Origin of the sequence: Micromonospora sp. WMMD1274 (genome assembly GCF_049179035.1) — a bacterium.
Lineage (GTDB): Bacteria > Actinomycetota > Actinomycetes > Mycobacteriales > Micromonosporaceae > Micromonospora > Micromonospora tulbaghiae.
In genome coordinates, this window is the sequence record NZ_JBMHMG010000001.1 from 7,120,203 (window position 1) to 7,134,726 (window position 14,524).

14 protein-coding genes are annotated in these 14,524 nt (G+C 76.0%); 9 read left to right on the plus strand and 5 right to left on the minus strand.

What is annotated here, in order from left to right; all coding sequences use genetic code 11:
- Positions 1-105: 105 nt before the first annotated feature.
- Positions 106-3,045 carry a helix-turn-helix transcriptional regulator gene (locus tag ACN27D_RS33665; RefSeq protein WP_421500943.1) on the minus strand — a complete coding sequence of 980 codons (2,940 nt, stop codon included), beginning with the start codon at positions 3,043-3,045 and terminating at the stop codon, positions 106-108.
- A gap of 189 nt (positions 3,046-3,234) precedes the next feature.
- Here ACN27D_RS33665 and ACN27D_RS33670 point away from each other — a divergent pair, with 189 nt between their 5' ends.
- A complete protein-coding gene (locus ACN27D_RS33670; RefSeq protein WP_421500944.1) occupies positions 3,235-5,340 on the plus strand; it encodes an adenylate/guanylate cyclase domain-containing protein in 2,106 nt (701 codons plus the stop codon).
- Positions 5,341-5,460: 120 nt separating this feature from the next.
- Here the strand turns inward: ACN27D_RS33670 and paaI are convergent, their stop codons facing one another.
- On the minus strand, positions 5,461-5,904 hold the full coding sequence (paaI, locus tag ACN27D_RS33675; protein WP_421500945.1) for a hydroxyphenylacetyl-CoA thioesterase PaaI: 444 nt from the start codon (positions 5,902-5,904) through the stop codon (positions 5,461-5,463).
- A 1-nt stretch (position 5,905) separates the two neighbouring features.
- Positions 5,906-7,213, minus strand: a complete 1,308-nt coding sequence (gene paaK / locus ACN27D_RS33680; protein ID WP_121685274.1) for a phenylacetate--CoA ligase PaaK — start codon at positions 7,211-7,213, stop codon at positions 5,906-5,908.
- A 308-nt stretch (positions 7,214-7,521) separates the two neighbouring features.
- Between paaK and ACN27D_RS33685 the strand changes: the two genes are divergently transcribed.
- Complete coding sequence (locus tag ACN27D_RS33685) at positions 7,522-8,004, plus strand: FluC/FEX family fluoride channel (protein ID WP_421500946.1); 483 nt, start codon at positions 7,522-7,524, stop codon at positions 8,002-8,004.
- A 37-nt stretch (positions 8,005-8,041) separates the two neighbouring features.
- Complete coding sequence (locus ACN27D_RS33690) at positions 8,042-8,404, plus strand: fluoride efflux transporter FluC (protein ID WP_120569612.1); 363 nt, start codon at positions 8,042-8,044, stop codon at positions 8,402-8,404.
- 10 nt (positions 8,405-8,414) lie between these two features.
- On the opposite strand, the gene ACN27D_RS33695 is transcribed toward ACN27D_RS33690, so the two are convergent.
- Positions 8,415-8,747: a hypothetical protein gene (locus tag ACN27D_RS33695; RefSeq protein ID WP_120569611.1), complete on the minus strand. Its 333-nt coding sequence runs from the start codon at positions 8,745-8,747 to the stop codon at positions 8,415-8,417.
- An 87-nt stretch (positions 8,748-8,834) separates the two neighbouring features.
- Positions 8,835-10,094, minus strand: a complete 1,260-nt coding sequence (locus ACN27D_RS33700) for an MFS transporter (protein WP_421500947.1) — start codon at positions 10,092-10,094, stop codon at positions 8,835-8,837.
- Between the two features lie 117 nt (positions 10,095-10,211).
- On the opposite strand from ACN27D_RS33700, the gene ACN27D_RS33705 reads away from it, so the two are divergent.
- From ACN27D_RS33705 to ACN27D_RS33730, 6 genes are all read left to right on the plus strand, one after another.
- The gene (locus ACN27D_RS33705) at positions 10,212-11,201 is read left to right on the plus strand and encodes a LacI family DNA-binding transcriptional regulator (protein ID WP_121685599.1); all 990 of its coding nucleotides are present in this window, start codon (positions 10,212-10,214) and stop codon (positions 11,199-11,201) included.
- Between the two features lie 92 nt (positions 11,202-11,293).
- On the plus strand, positions 11,294-11,767 hold the full coding sequence (locus ACN27D_RS33710; RefSeq protein ID WP_121685598.1) for a nitroreductase family deazaflavin-dependent oxidoreductase: 474 nt from the start codon (positions 11,294-11,296) through the stop codon (positions 11,765-11,767).
- 145 nt (positions 11,768-11,912) lie between these two features.
- Positions 11,913-12,740 (plus strand): LppM family (lipo)protein, encoded by an 828-nt coding sequence (locus ACN27D_RS33715; RefSeq protein ID WP_233586125.1) that lies wholly within the window; start codon positions 11,913-11,915, stop codon positions 12,738-12,740.
- Between the two features lie 141 nt (positions 12,741-12,881).
- Complete coding sequence (locus tag ACN27D_RS33720) at positions 12,882-13,226, plus strand: hypothetical protein (protein ID WP_091417656.1); 345 nt, start codon at positions 12,882-12,884, stop codon at positions 13,224-13,226.
- Positions 13,227-13,239: 13 nt separating this feature from the next.
- Complete coding sequence (locus ACN27D_RS33725) at positions 13,240-13,848, plus strand: glycine zipper family protein (protein WP_358171800.1); 609 nt, start codon at positions 13,240-13,242, stop codon at positions 13,846-13,848.
- The gene (locus ACN27D_RS33730; protein WP_421500948.1) at positions 13,845-14,522 is read left to right on the plus strand and encodes a carboxypeptidase-like regulatory domain-containing protein; all 678 of its coding nucleotides are present in this window, start codon (positions 13,845-13,847) and stop codon (positions 14,520-14,522) included. The genes ACN27D_RS33725 and ACN27D_RS33730 overlap by 4 nt, the downstream gene beginning before the upstream one ends.
- The last annotated feature ends 2 nt before the right edge of the window (positions 14,523-14,524 follow it).

Genomic DNA, 14,524 nt, shown 5'->3' on the forward strand with positions numbered 1-14,524 from the left:
CAACGGCCGGCGCCCCCACGACGCCACCACCCCTGTTCCGCGGGACAGCCTGCCAGCCGCCGTCCACACCGCGGATCCGTCGAACGACGTATTGCCGGCGTACGCCTACTCCGCGCCGTTGCGCAGGAAGATGGCGCTGGCCTGCACGCGCGTGCGGACCTGGAGCTTGTCGAAGATGTGCGATACGTGGACGCCGATGGTCCGCTCGCTGATGAACAGCCGCTGGCCGATCTCCCGGTTGGTCAGCCCCTCCGCGACCGCGGCGAGCACCTCCCGCTCCCGCGCGGTGAGCGTCGCCAGCTCGTCCACCGCCGGCCCGGCGGGCGCCGCCGCCCGCTGCCGGGGCACCGGCGCGGGGTCCGGTGCGGCGTCCAGGGTCACCCGGGCCCGCGAGGCGATGGTACGGATCTCCGCGGTCAGCGGCACTGCGCCGAGCGACTGGGCCATCGCGTACGCCCGGTGCAGCAGCTTGCCCGCGGTGGCCACCCGGCTGCGGCGGGCCAGCAGCGCCTCGGCCTGCCGCAACCGCGAGTACGCGGCCGGGTAGGGGTGGTTGCGCCGGTCCCACTCGAGCGCGGAGCGCTCCCACAGCGCCGGGTCGCCGCGGCCGTCGTCGAGCCGGCTCAGCTCGGCGTCGCAGAGCGCGAGGAACCCCTCGGCGACGTACCGCACCGGCGCGCCCGCCTTGGCGCTCTTGCCGGTCACCCGGTCGACCACCTCGCGCAGCCGGCGTACCGCGTTCGGGTCCACCTCGATCGTGCGGCTGGCCGCCGCCTCGGCCTCCGCGCGCAGCCCGTGCCAGGCCAGCGTGGCCAGCACGATCACGTCGTCGGAGCGGCTCTCGGTCAGGCCCCGCTGCACCGCCTGCCGGGCCAGGTCGTGCCGGCCCTGCCACATGGCCAGGCCGGCGCGCAGGATGAGCATCGGCAGCACGTGCCGGGCGCCGCCACCAGCCAGCACCGTCGCGACCGCCTCCAGGTCGCGGTCGGACGCCTCGACGTCGCCGTACCCGACGGAGAGCCGGCACCGGGCGAGCAGCAGCTCGACCGCGTCGGCCCCGGACGGGCGGTGCCGCAGCGCGGCGGCGACGACCTTCTCCGCCTCGGCCCACTGCCCCACCCGGAACAGCCCGTTCGTCGCCACCGCCAGCAGCCGGGTCTCCCAGGTGCGGCCGAGCCCCAGCTCGGCGACCCGGTCGGCGCCCCGGCGGGCCACCACCACACCCTCCTCGAGGATGTTCAGCGGCCCGGTGAGCAGCTCGGCCAGGTGCAGGTACGCGCAGGCCACGTCCTCCGGCCGGCCGGACCGCTCGGCGGTGTCCAGCGCCTGGCGCATCACCGCCAGTCCGGCGGCCGGATCCTCCAGGAACGCCTCGCTGAACCCGAGCGCGGCGCTGGCCATCACCACCTCGGAGGTGGTGCCGGGCACGTCGGCGGCGAGCGCCAGGGCCTCCCGGGCCTGGTCGCCGGCCTCGGCGTAGCGGCCCAGGTGCAGCAGCAGCTCGGCCAGCCGGGCGGCGGCGGTGCACCGCTCCTGCGGCGTGCAGTCGGGCGAGTCCAGCACCCGCCGGTACTCCTGCTCGGCGGGGGCCGACCGGCCGGCCGCGGCCAGGTAGCGGGCCCGGCGGATGTGCAGCGCGCAGACCGGCGCGCCGGACGGGTCGTCGGCCAGCTCCTCCAGCAGCGTGAGGGCGCGGGCGTGCTCACCGCTGTGGTGCGCGGCCTCGGCGGCGTGGCTGAGCAGCTCGGCCCGGTCCACCTCGACCGGCTCGGGCCGCGCCCCGTCGGGCAGGACGGCGGCCGGTTCGGTGGCCAGGGTCAGCGCCGCGGACCAGTGGCGGTGCGCCTCGGCGTACCCGTGCAGCCGTTCCGCCTCGCGGGCGGCGGCCATCGCGGCGGGCAGCGCCCGGGCCGGCTCGCCCGCGTGCCGCCAGTGGTGGGCCAGCCGGGCCTGGTGCAGCTCGGCCGGTACGGCGGTGAGCGCCTCGGCGTAGCGGCGGTGCAGCGCGGCCCGCTCGGCGGGCAGCAGCTCGTGGGCCAGGACCTCGGCGACCAGCCGGTGCCGCAGCCGGTAGCCGTCGTCGGCGCCGACCAGAAGGCGGTGCGCGACCGCCTCGCGGACCGCGTCGAGCAGCTCCTCCTCGGGTAGCCGCACCACCTGGGCCAGCAGCCAGTGCTCGACCGGCTCGACGCCCACCGCCACCGCGTGCACCACGGCGTGCGCCGGCTGGGGCAGCGCGTCGACCCGGTCGAGGAACACCTCGCGCAGCGTGTCGGAGAGGCCGTCGCGGCCGTCGCGCCGGTCGCGGGCCAGTTCCTCCACCACGAACGGGTTGCCGCCGCTGCGCTGCCAGAGCTGGTCGGCGGCGTCCGGCGGCAGCGGCGCGCCGACCACGGCGGTGGCCAGTTCGTCGGTGGCGGACCGGTCCAGCGGCATCAGGTCGATCACCCGCACCGAGCGCAGCCGGCGCAGCTCGGTGAGCACCCGGCGCAGCGGGTGCGCGCCGCGCAGCGACTCGGCCCGGATCGCGGCCAGCACGGAGAGCTGGAGGTCACCGAGCCCGGCCAGCAGGTAGAGCAGGAGCTGCCGGGTGCTGCGGTCGACCCACTGCAGATCGTCGAGGACGAGCACCAGCGGCCGTCCGCCCGCCACCACGTGCAGGCCCTGGGCGACGCGTTCCAGCAGCGCGCCCGCGCCGTCCGGGCCGGGGGTCTCCTCGTCGAAGACCTGCAACACGCCGCGGATCGCCGACGTGGTGCGCGCCTGCGCCTGCTCGGCGTCGAGCCGGCGCAACGCCTGCCGTACCGGGTGCAGCGGCGAGGCGTCTCCGATGTCGAGGCAGGTGCCGGTGAGCACCAGGGCGCCGGTCTGCCGCAGCTGCTCGCCGACCTCGGTCAGCAGGCGGGTCTTGCCCACCCCGCTCTCTCCGGTGAGGAACACCGCGCCGGTCTGCCCGGGCCGCAGGTCGTCGTAGAGCGCCGACCGCAGCGTCGCCATGGTCCCGGTACGGCCGACGAGAGGTGCCGTGTCCACGTCGCTGGCCATGGGACGCAGCCTAGTCACAGGTCCCCGCACCGTTCTACGGCCTCGGGGCCGGACCGGTACCTCTCGCGTCGACTACACGACTAATGGTTGCGGGTGCCCGACATACGTCGTCCTACAGATCCCCCGAGAACCCGGTGGTGAAAGTCTGCTGAGGTCGTCGGGCACCACGATCGGGAAAGGGTGGGTGCGATGTTGATCACCACGCCCGCAGGGAGTCGGAAAGCCGTCATCGCGGCGTGCCGGCCCGTGCCCGAGGAACGACGTACCGTGACCGTCCTCTTCGTCGACATCGTCGGCTCCACCCGGCTGGTCGAGCGGCTCGACCCGGAGGACGTACGCGCGTTGCAGCGCGCCTACTTCGGCACCGTCGCCTCGGTGCTGCGCCGCTGGCGGGGCGTGGTGGAGAAGTACGTCGGCGACGCGGTCATGGCGCTGTTCGGCGCGTCCGGTTCGGACGGTCTCGACGCGTACCGGGCGGTGCGGGCCGGGCTGGACATCCAGGCCGCGCTGGAGCGGCGGCGCCCGGGCGGCGTCCGGCTGCGCGTGCGGGTCGGCGTGGCGACCGGTGAGGTGCTGCTCGACCTGGCCGGGGTCCGCGACGGCGGCCACGGCGCGGCCAGCGGCGCGGTGATCACCACGGCGGCCCGCCTCCAGGAACACGCGCCGCCGGGCGGGGTGGTGGTCTGCCCGGAGACCCGCAGCGCGGTGGCCGGGCTGGTCGAACAGCGTCCACTCGCCACCCTGACGCTCGCCGGCAAGGCGCTCCCGCTGGACGTGTGGCGGGTGACCGGGGCGGCCGGGAGCAGGCCGGCCCGGCACCGCGTCCCGCTCGTGGGCCGCCGCCGCGAGCTGGCCGGCGCGGCCGACGAGGTGACCCGGGCGCTGCGCGAGCGGCGTCCCCGGTGGATCTCACTGGTCGGCCCGCCGGGCAGCGGCCGCAGCCGGCTGCTGCACGAGGTGACCCGGGCGGTGTCGCACGTGGACGGCGTGCCGGTGCGCCGCCGGGTGACGGCCTGCCCGCCGTACCCGTGCGGGGAGCTGGCCCCGCTGGCCGACCTGGTCCGTCCCCGGCCGGACGGGACTGTCGCCGGCGGGCCGGGCGGCGTGCTCGCCGCGTTCCTCGCCGCGCCGGACGACGACACGGTGGCGGCCCGCGCCGTGGTCGCCTGCCGCGAGGTGCTGCTCGGCCTGGCCGCCGACGCGCCGGTGGTGGTCGCGGTGGACGACCTGGACCGGGCCGCCCCGGCGCTGCGCCGGTTCCTGCACCAGCTCCACGTGGCGGCGGCCGAGCGGGAACTGCCGCTGGCGGTGGTCACCACGTGCGGCTCCGGCTCGGCCGACCCGTTGCCCGCACCGGCGCGGCGGATCCCGGTGGAGCCGCTGGGCCCGCTGGACACCGGGCGGCTGCTGCGGCACCTGCTCGACCGCGCCGGGCGGCCGGCCGCGCTCGCCGCGCGGCTGCTTCCGCTGGCCGGCGGCAGTCCGGCGGTCGCGACCGCGTACGCGTCGGCGGATCCGGCCGGCGGGCCGGGTGGCGTACCCGCCGTCGCGCGCCGCCTGGTGGACGCTCGGCTGGACCGGCTCGACGGTACGCACCGTGCGGTCCTGCTGGCCGGTGCCGCCCGGGGCGGCCCGGTCGTGGCCGCCGTGGTGGAGGCGATGCTCGGCTGGCCCGCCGGCCGGGCCGAGCCGGTGCTGCGGGCGCTGGCCGCGGCGGGGCTGGTACGCCCGGTCACGGCCGGCGGCTGGGCGATCGACGCGCTGGTGGCGCGGGTGGCCGCGCTGCGGCTGTCCCGTGCGGTACGCGCGGACTTCGCCCGCCGACTGCGCGCCGCGAAGGACACCGCTGCCGGCCGTGTGCCGGGAGCGGGAACCGGCGTCCCGTCCCGGGGCGCCGGCGAGCGGGAGGTTTGCCCGCTCGGGGCGGGACGGTCGCGCCGGTCGGGTGGAGGGGCCCGACCGGCGCCCGTCCCGCCGGACCGGCTCGATCGTTCCGACGTGCTCCACCCGGTGCCCGGGCAGCCGAACCAGGCCGGCGCGCTCCGGGCGGTGCCCGGACAGCCGGTGCGTGCCGGACCGGCGGCCGCCGCGACACGGATCATCCCGGGTGTCACGGTGTGGCCCGGGCAGCGGACCGGGCCGTCGTCCACAGTCGCGGCGTGGCCCGGGCAGCGGACCGGGCCGTCACCTGTGGTCACGGCATGGCGGGAACGGCGGACCGGTCCGCCCGGGCGGGTGGGCCGGAACCGGCGAAGAACCGAGCCCGGAGGGCACGCGCTCGGGCTGGCGGCATGACGTCCGGGTCGGAGCGGGCACGGGGCCACTCCGGCCCGGGACGTCATCCGACAGCGCGTGTCGGCGGGCCGGGTCGGCTGGTCGCGCTTGTCGGCGAGCCCGGCTGGCCGGTCGCGCGTCTCAGCGGGCCGGCGCGGCGGCCTGCGGGTCCGTCGGCTGGTCGCGGGCGATGGTGCGGCTGCGGCCGCGGAACTCGGCCACCACCTCGTCGCCCCGCCGCACCGTCACGTCGTAGATGCCGCTGCGGCCGTGCCGGACCCGCTCGGTGGCGTACGCCTCCAGCAGGTCGCCCTCGCGTACCGGGCGCAGGAAGCTGATCTCGCCGCCGGCCGCCACGGTGGCCGGACCGTGGCTGTTGCAGGCCAGCGCGAACGCGGTGTCGGCGAGCAGGAACACGAAGCCGCCGTGCCCGATCGCGTGCCCGTTGAGCATCGCCGGGGTGACCCGCATCCGGGCCACCGCCGCACCGTCGCCGGCCGAGACGAGTTCGATGCCGAGCCCCTTGGACGCCACGTCGGCGTCGAACATGTCGTGCGCCGCGGTGCGGCCGCCGTCACCGGCCATGTCAGGACTCCCGCCGCTGGTCGACGATGCGGCGCATCTTGCCCATCGAGCGTTCCACCCCGTCCGGCTCGATCACCCGTACCGCCACGGACACCCCGATCGTGTTCTTGACCTGCTCGACCAGCGTCGCGCCGGCCCGCTCGGCCTCGTCCGCGGCGGCACCCGCGCGCCGCTCCACGTGGACGGTGAGCGTGTCGAGCCGGCCCCGCCGGCCGAGCACGCACTGGAAGTGCGGCGACAGGGCCGGGGTACGCAGGATCAGCTCCTCGATCTGGGTCGGGAAGACGTTCACCCCCCGGACGATCATCATGTCGTCGGTACGCCCGGTGATCTTCTCGATCCGCCGCATCGGGCGGGCGGTGCCGGGCAGCAGCCGGGTCAGGTCGCGGGTGCGGTAGCGGACCACCGGCATGGCCTCCTTGGTCAGCGAGGTCAGCACCAGCTCACCCCGCTCCCCGTCGGGCAGCACCTCCCCGGTGACCGGGTCGATGATCTCCGGATAGAAGTGGTCCTCCCAGAGGTGCAGGCCGTCCTTGGTCTCCACGCACTCGACCGCCACACCCGGCCCCATCACCTCGGACAGGCCGTAGATGTCGAGCGCGTGCATGTCCAGGCGCTGCTCCAGCTCGCGGCGCATGTCCTCGGTCCACGGCTCGGCGCCGAAGATCCCCACCCGCAGCGAGGTGGCGCGCGGGTCGACGCCCTGACGTTCCATCTCGTCGACGATGGCGAGCATGTAGCTCGGCGTCACCATGACGACCTCCGGTTCGAGGTCGCGGATCAGCATCACCTGGCGCTCGGTCATGCCGCCGGAGACCGGGACGACCGTGCAGCCCAGCTCCTCCGCGCCGTAGTGGGCGCCGAGGCCGCCGGTGAACAGCCCGTAGCCGTACGCGACGTGCACCCGGTCGCCGCGGCGGCCCCCGGCGGCCCGGATCGAGCGGGCCATCAGCTTCGCCCAGGTGTCCAGGTCGGCGCGGGTGTAGCCGACCACAGTGGGACGGCCGGTGGTGCCGGAGGAGGCGTGCAGCCGGGCGACCCGCTCGCGGGGCACCGCGAACATGCCGAACGGGTAGTTCTCCCGCAGCTCCGCCTTGGTGGTGAACGGGAAGCGGGCCAGGCCGGCCAGTTCACGCAGGTCGTCCGGGTGCGCGCCGGCGTCGTCGAACGCGCGCCGGTAGTGGGGCACGTTGTCGTACGCGTGCCGCAGCGAGTGCCGCAGCCGGTCCAGTTGCAGCGCGCGCAGCTCGTCGACGCCGATCCGCTCGACGGGATCCAGCTCGTCGCGACGGGGCGTGCGCTCCTCCACGGTGACCTCCTGGCACGAGGGGCCCCGGACGCCGCCGCGCCGGGCGCTGCCGCCCACCGTACGCCCGCCCCTCCCTCCTCCCCTCCTCTCCCCTCCTCTCCCCCGCGATCTTGCACTTGCCGCCCCTCGGGTGCCGCGGATGTCCGGTATGCCGGGGCCGAACCTGCAAGATCGACGAGGGCGGGAGCGGGCGGGGGCGGGGCGGGGCGGGGCGGGGTTATGCTCTCGGTGGCGGTGGGGCCCGCCGTTCCGGCGGGTGCCGGGAGAACCGCGACGTCGCCAACGGTCCCTGCCAGTGACGAGTCCTGGTGGGAGGTGCCGTGTCCGATCCCCGCGTCGATCCGGACGTCGACCTGCGCGTACCGGCGGACCGGACGGAACTGCCCGCGCACCCGGCGGCGGTGCTCGGCGTGATCGCCGCCGGCGGCGTGCTCGGCGCGCTGGCCCGGGCCGGCGCCCAGGCCGCCGTGCCGCACCAGCCCGGCGGCTTCCCCTGGGCCACGTTCGCCGTCAACGTCACCGGCTGCCTGCTCATCGGCGTGCTGATGGCGGTGCTCGCCACCCACCCGGCCCACCCGCTGACCCGGCCGTTCCTCGGCGTCGGCGTGCTCGGCGGGTTCACCACGTTCTCCGCGTACGCGGTCGACGCGCAGCGGCTGCTGACCGACGGCGCGGCCGGTACGGCGGGCGCCTACCTGGCCGCGACGGTGCTCGCCGCGCTGGCGGGGGTCGCGGCCGGGGACGCGGTGACCGCCCGGCTGCTGGCCGCCCGGGACGGGAGCCGGCGGTGACCGTCGCGCTGCTGCGCGCCCGGCACGGGGCGGACCGATGACGGTCCTGCTGATCGCGCTCGGCGCCGCGATCGGCGCCCCGCTGCGCTACCTGACCGACCGGGCGGTGCAGGCCCGGCACGGCTCGCCGTTCCCGTGGGGCACGCTCACCGTCAACATGGCCGGGTCGGTGCTGCTCGGCGGGCTGCTCGCGGCGCCCGTCGGCCCGGCCGTGACCGCGCTGGTCGGCACCGGCTTCTGCGGCGCGCTGACCACCTGGTCCACGCTCAGCTACGAGACGTTGCGCCTGGCCCGCACCGGCGAGCGCCGCCTCGCGTACGCGAATGTGGCGCTCAGTGTGGTCGCGGGGCTCGGCGCGGCGTTCCTGGGCTACGCGGTCGTCACCGCGCTGACCGGCTGACCGGCACCGGTCAGCGGGCCCGGCGCTCCGGGTGGGCCCGGTTCCACGCCCGCATCCGCTCCGGATAGCCGGTACGGGCCGCCTCGTACAGCGGCACCGCGTGCTTCTGGGCGATCCTGCCGGCGACCCGGGGCGAGCCGGTACGGCGGCGGATCCACTCGCCGTCGTGCGCGATGGCGACGACTGTGGTGTCGGTGGCGGTGGTCTCCGGTTCCAGGTAGAACTCGACCCCGCGCCGGCTGGTGACGAACGCCTCCAGCTGCGCCAGGTCCTCCTTGGTCGCCTCGCGGTCGAGCTTCGTGGGCGTCGTCGGGTCGGCGGCCCGGCGGCTGAACCAGCCCATGCCCGCCTCCTCTCCTCGCGTTCGCTCCAGTGCAGCACGCCCGCCTGGCAGGCGGCTGGGAGCGCGGTGGGAGTCGGCTGGACCGGCTCAGCCGACCTTCGCCGCCGGGGTGCCGGCCTGCGCGTCCGGCGCGGCGGGACGCTCACGCAGCACCGGCACCAGCGCGAGCGTGGGCAGCAGGAGCAGCGGCACCACGCCGAGCGCGGACAGCACGCCGAAGTGGTCGCCGAGGAAGCCGAGCAGCGGCGGCCCGGCGAGGAAGGCGGTGTAGCCGATCACGGCCACCACGCTCACCCGGGCCGCGGCCCGGTCCTCGTCGTCGGCGGCGGCGCTCATCCCGACCGGGAAGCCGAGCGACGCGCCGAGTCCCCACAGCGCGACGCCGGCCACGGCGAGCGGGCCGGACCCGGCCAGCACGGCGAGCGCGGCACCGGCCGACGCCGTCGCGATGGTCGCGTACAGCACCGGCACCCGCCCCCACCTGTCGATGGCGACGGTGCCGACGGTGCGGCCGAGCGTCATGCCCACCACGAACACGCCGAACACTGCGGCTCCGACGGCCTCGTCGACCCCGTACCCGTCCACGAACGCCACCGCGAGCCAGTCGTTGGCGCTGCCCTCGGTGAACGCCATGACCAGCACGAGCAACCCGATCAGCAGGGTGCGGGGCTCGCGCCACGCGGCCAGCAGCGCCCGCCGCCGGGCCGCCGGCTCCCCGTCGCCGGCCCCCTCGGCCGGTGCGGCGAGGAACGCCCGGGCGCCGACCAGCGTGCCGGCCAGGACCAGCACGGACAGGACCGGCAGGTGCGCCCCGACGGGTACGTCCAGCCGGGCGGCGCCGGCGCCGAGCCCGGCCCCGGCCACCGAGCCGAGACTCCAGGCGGCGTGGAACCGGGGCAGGATGGTGTAGCCGAGGCGCTTCTCCACCGCGGCACCCTCGACGTTCATCGCCACGTCGCACATGCCGGAGCCGAAGCCGAACGCGGCGAGCCCGAACCCGACGCCGACGACCGATCCGGCCAGGCTGGCGGCGAGACCGGCGCCGGTCAGGCCGAGCGAGACGAGCACCACCGACACGGCCACCGTGCGCGCGGGCCCGAGCCGCTGGGTGACCAAACCGGCGGTCGGCATGGCCAGCAGCGAGCCCGCCGACACGCAGAGCAGCAGCAGCCCGAGCCGGCTCGGGCTGAGGTCGAGCGCCTCGCGGGCCGCCGGGACGCGGGAGAACCAGCTCGCCACCGCGAGCCCGTTGAGGGCGAAGACGACGGCGACGCCGTTGCGGGCGGTCAGCACCGCCCGGGGCGCCGGTGGCCGCTTCCCGGCCGGTGCGTCGATGGTGCTGCTCACGGTGTGGTGATCCCTTCCCCCGTCTGATCCCGACGACAATCGCACACCTGAGAGCGCTTCCACCACAAGCGCCGTTATGGCTTCGCCCATCCGCGCCGGAGCAGGCATGATGCGGGCATGGGTACGCCGACCGCACGTCCCGCCACGCTCGACGACGTGGCCCGCGACGCCGGGGTGTCCCGGGCCACCGCCTCCCGGGTGCTCGGCGGCTACGGGTTCACCTCGGTGGACGCCCGTGCCCGGGTGCGGGCCGCCGCCGAGCGCCTCGACTACGTACCGGACCTCGCGGCCCGGGCGCTGGTGCGCGGGGCCGGGGTACGCCTGGTGGTGGCGGTGGTGGGCCGCGACGACACCGTGCTGGACGACCCGTACGTGCACCGGGTGGTGAGCGCGGCGTCGCGGGTGTGCGCGCCGCACGGCGTCGGCGTGGCGCTGGAGTGGCTGCCGCTGGCAGACCCGTCGGGGCTGGCCCGGCTCGGCGCGGACCGGGGCGTGTGCGGCGTGATCCTGGTCAACACGACCCAGGCGGCGCTGGACGCGGTGCCGCCGAGGCTGCGCGGTCGCGTCGTCTCGATCGGCCAGGGCTCGCCGACGGTGCCGTCGTTCGACGTCGACAACGCCGGCGGCGCGGGCGAGGTGCTGCGTCACCTGTACGCCACCGGCCGGCGCCGCATCGTCATGGTCACCGGTCCGCGCTGGCTGAGCTGCGCCGAGCGGTCGGTCACCACGTACCGGGAGCTGATGCGGGAGTCGGGGTCGCCGGAGCGGCTGGTCACCGGCGACTTCACCACGGCACAGGGCGGCCGGGCCGCGCTGGAGGCGCTGCGCCGGTGGCCGGACGCCGACGCGGTCTACGCGGCCAGCGACGCCACCGCCTTCGGCGTGATCGCGGCGCTGCGCGGGCGCGGCGTGCGGGTGCCGCACGACGTGGCGGTGGCCGGGTTCGACGACCTGCCGTACGCGGCGATCAGCAGCCCGCCGCTGACCACCGCGACCCACCCGGTCGACCGGATCGCCGCCGCCGCGGCCACGGCCGTGCTGACGCGCGCGCCGGCCGCCCCGAGCACCGCGTTCCCGTCGACGCTGGTCACCCGGGAGAGCGCCTGACCGGCCACTCGGCCCGGTCCCGTCCGGGCCGGCCGGCCCTGGCCGTCTCCCTAGCGCCGTCCGCTAATGGAGGGCGGGGAAGGGAGTTTCCGATGCGGCGGTGGCGACCCACCAGATGGATGTACCGGGGCGGCCGGCCGAACCGGCTGGCCCGGATGATGAACGCGCTGTCGGCCTGGCAGTACGGCGCCGGCTTCGCCCCGCGGCACTGGGTGACGATGGAGGTGCCGGGCCGCCGCACCGGCCGGACCGTCTCGGTGCCGATCGTGGTCGCCGACCTCGACGGCGAGCGGTACGTCGTGTCGATGCTGGGCGATCGGGCCAACTGGGTGGCGAACGTGCGCGCCGCGGGCGGGCGGGTCGTGCTGCGCCGTCGCGGCCGCGAGCCGGTCCGGCTGGTCGAGGTGCCGGTGGCGCAGCGGCCACCGGTCCTGCGCCGGCACCTGGCGCTCGCCCCTGGCGCCCGGGCGCACGTGCCGGTGGACCGGCACGCCCCGCTCGCCGACTTCGCCCGGGTCGCCGCCGGTGTTCCGGTGTTCCGGATCGTGCCGGCGGACACCCGGTGAAAAGGCTCGGGCACAAAACTCCAGAATATCGAGCGCGGCGGTTTCCGCGGGTCGGCCGAATGGGAGAGACGGCCGGTAAGATCGGCGACACGAAGGCGGCTGATCGCTGACTGTCGCGCCCGGCGCGGGCGCTCACACTTGCCGCATGAATACGAGACTCCGCCGCAGCCGGGCATTCGGCCTCGCGGTGTGTCTCGCCCTCGTGGCGATATTGAGCGGCTGCATGCAGCTCAACCTCGGGCTGACCGTGAACGACGACGACACCGTCTCCGGTCAGCTCCTGCTCACCGCGCCGAAGTCCGTGCTCAAGCAGCGGAACCCGGACCCGGCGGTGGCGTTCGCCGAACTGCGGCCGAACATTCCCTCACTTCCGCCCGGGGCGGAGACCCGGTACGAGGACGCCACCTCGTACGGCATTCAGATCACGTACCGGAAAACGCCACTGGCGCAATTCACGAGCGAAAGCGTGAATCTTGTTCGGGACGAAGATCTCTATCGCTTCTCGCTCCCGCTGGACCCGAAGAAATACGGCGGCAAGTTCGGCCAGCAGGATCCGCGCCAGCAGCAGGCGTTCATGACCTTGATGGAGTTCGAGATCTCGGTGACGTTCCCCGGCCGGGTGCTCGACACCAACGGCACGATCAACGGGCGTTCGGTCAGCTGGAAGGTGGTCGCCAACCAGCCGAAGCCGGCCGAGTTGCGTGCCGTCGCCCAGGCGCCCCCGCCGCCCGCCACCAGCCCGGCCGCGGTGGTGACCGGGAATGGTTCCTTCCCCTGGCTGCCGGTCGTCGCCGGCGTGGTCGTCCTGCTGCTGGTCGTCGCCGTCGCGGTGGTGCTGCTGTTGCGGCGGCGTTCCCGCGGAGCCGCTCCACCCGCGGCGACGCCCACCGGTCCGGCCCCGGCCGGCACCGGCGCTCCGCCCGCACCCGGCGCGCCGGCCGCGCCCGCACCGCCCGCCGGTCCGCCGGCCTGAGCCCAGCCGGACCCTCCGACCACCGACGGCGCCCGCGCCGGCGGCCCACCACACACCGGGCGGACCCCGGGGTACGCCCCGGACGCCGCCGCACCATCCACCCCGACCGCACCACCGCACAGTGGAAAGAGGGGGATCGCCGTGAACGATCTCTTCACCTGGGCCGCCCTGGGCAGCCTCACCGGCGCCAGCGCCGCCACCCTGCTCGCCACCAACGTCATCGGCGGGCTGATCGGCCCGAGCGGCGACAAGGCGCGCAAGTGGATCGCGCTGGGCTTCGCGCTCCTGCTGTCGTACCTGACCGCCGCGTTCGCCACCGACGCCGGCCCGGAGAAGTGGGTCATCGCGTTCTTCAACGGGCTGGTGATCTTCTCCGCCGCGCTCGGCGTCAACCAGCTCCCCCCGGGCAACCGGCAGGCGACGCAGGCGTCGCCGACCCAGCTCGCCCAGGGGCACGAGCCCCGCTTCGTCCGCTCCTGGGTCTGAGAGAGGTGACCCCATGATCTTCGGCATCCTCAGCGCCGCCGTCCAGGTAGTCTTCGGCGCCGTACTCGGGCAACTCGCCGCCGGCACCGTCGGCCTGCTGGTCGGCGCGGTCGTCGGACTGCTCCTCGGCGCGCCGTTCGGCTGGGCGTCCGCCTCGGCCGGCACGTACGGCGCCGACCCGAAGGGGATCTTCCTCTTCGTCGTCGACCACACCTGGAGCCTGCTCAACACGTTCGCCGGGGCGCTGTTCCTGGCGCTGCACCTGGTCTTCGGCCACCAGCTCGACCGGGTCGTCTCGGCCGGCAGCGGCCGGGTCAACGTGGTCGAGGGCGTCTCCCCCCGGTACGCCACCACCATCGGCACGGTCTGCGCCGGGTCCAGCCCGGGCATCCAGCGGCACGAGGACGTGCACGTGTTCCAGGCCCGGCTGCTCGGCCCGTTCTACCTGCCGCTGGTCGCGCTCAACTACGTGCTGTTCACCGTGGCGCCGGTGTGGCTGCTCTGGCACGACCACACCAACGCGCCGATCAACCGGTTCACCCGCTACTTCGAGATCGGCGTCTACCCGCACGTGTGGAACGAGGCCATCGCGTACCGCATCCAGGGGACGCCACCGCGATGACCGGCGCGATCGAGGCGGCCGTCGCGGACGTCGCGAGCTGGCTGACCGGAGCCGCGGGTGAGCCCGTACCGGTCGGTCCGCCGCGCGACGACCCCGGCGGCGGCCTCACGGTCTGGCCGCTGGAGCTGCGTCCGGCCCGGCAGACCGCGACCGGCGGCGCGACGCGCGAGCCGTACCGGTTCGTGGTCCGCCTGCTGGTCGCCGGCGGCGGACCGGCGGCGCTGCCCGCGCTGGACCGGGTGCTCGCCGCCACCACGGCGGGCCGGCCGGAGCTGGTGCTGGCCGCCGGCGACCCGGCGCTGTGGCGGGCGCTCGGCGTGGCGCCCCGGCCCGCGCTGCTGCTGGACGCACCGGCCCGGGTGGAGCGGCCGGTCCCGGTCGCGCCACCGGTACGCCAGCCGCTGCGGCTGCGGCAGCTCGCCATGCGCACGCTCGACGGGCGGGTGGTCGGGCCGCAGGACCAGCCGCTCGCCGCCGTCCGGGTGGAGCTGGTGGGCGCCGCCCAGGCCACCGAGACCGACGCCGCCGGCCGGTTCCGGCTGGTCGGCGTCCCGCACGACCCCGACGCGCCGGACGCCCCGGTGCGGATCCGGCTCACCGGCGCGGGGCGCGTCCACACCGCCGAACTCGACCCGGAAGGCGACGGCCTGATCGTCGTCCGCGCCCCCGACTGACG

What these genes read in the sequence shown, in the direction of transcription:
- ACN27D_RS33665 (WP_421500943.1), bottom strand. Translation starts at nt 3,045, where the DNA reads ATGGCCAGCGACGTGGACACGGCACCTCTCGTCGGCCGTACCGGGACC.
- ACN27D_RS33670 (WP_421500944.1), top strand. Translation starts at nt 3,235, where the DNA reads ATGTTGATCACCACGCCCGCAGGGAGTCGGAAAGCCGTCATCGCGGCG.
- paaI (WP_421500945.1), bottom strand. Translation starts at nt 5,904, where the DNA reads ATGGCCGGTGACGGCGGCCGCACCGCGGCGCACGACATGTTCGACGCC.
- ACN27D_RS33690 (WP_120569612.1), top strand. Translation starts at nt 8,042, where the DNA reads ATGACGGTCCTGCTGATCGCGCTCGGCGCCGCGATCGGCGCCCCGCTG.
- ACN27D_RS33695 (WP_120569611.1), bottom strand. Translation starts at nt 8,747, where the DNA reads ATGGGCTGGTTCAGCCGCCGGGCCGCCGACCCGACGACGCCCACGAAG.
- ACN27D_RS33705 (WP_121685599.1), top strand. Translation starts at nt 10,212, where the DNA reads ATGGGTACGCCGACCGCACGTCCCGCCACGCTCGACGACGTGGCCCGC.
- ACN27D_RS33710 (WP_121685598.1), top strand. Translation starts at nt 11,294, where the DNA reads ATGCGGCGGTGGCGACCCACCAGATGGATGTACCGGGGCGGCCGGCCG.
- ACN27D_RS33715 (WP_233586125.1), top strand. Translation starts at nt 11,913, where the DNA reads ATGAATACGAGACTCCGCCGCAGCCGGGCATTCGGCCTCGCGGTGTGT.
- ACN27D_RS33725 (WP_358171800.1), top strand. Translation starts at nt 13,240, where the DNA reads ATGATCTTCGGCATCCTCAGCGCCGCCGTCCAGGTAGTCTTCGGCGCC.
- ACN27D_RS33730 (WP_421500948.1), top strand. Translation starts at nt 13,845, where the DNA reads ATGACCGGCGCGATCGAGGCGGCCGTCGCGGACGTCGCGAGCTGGCTG.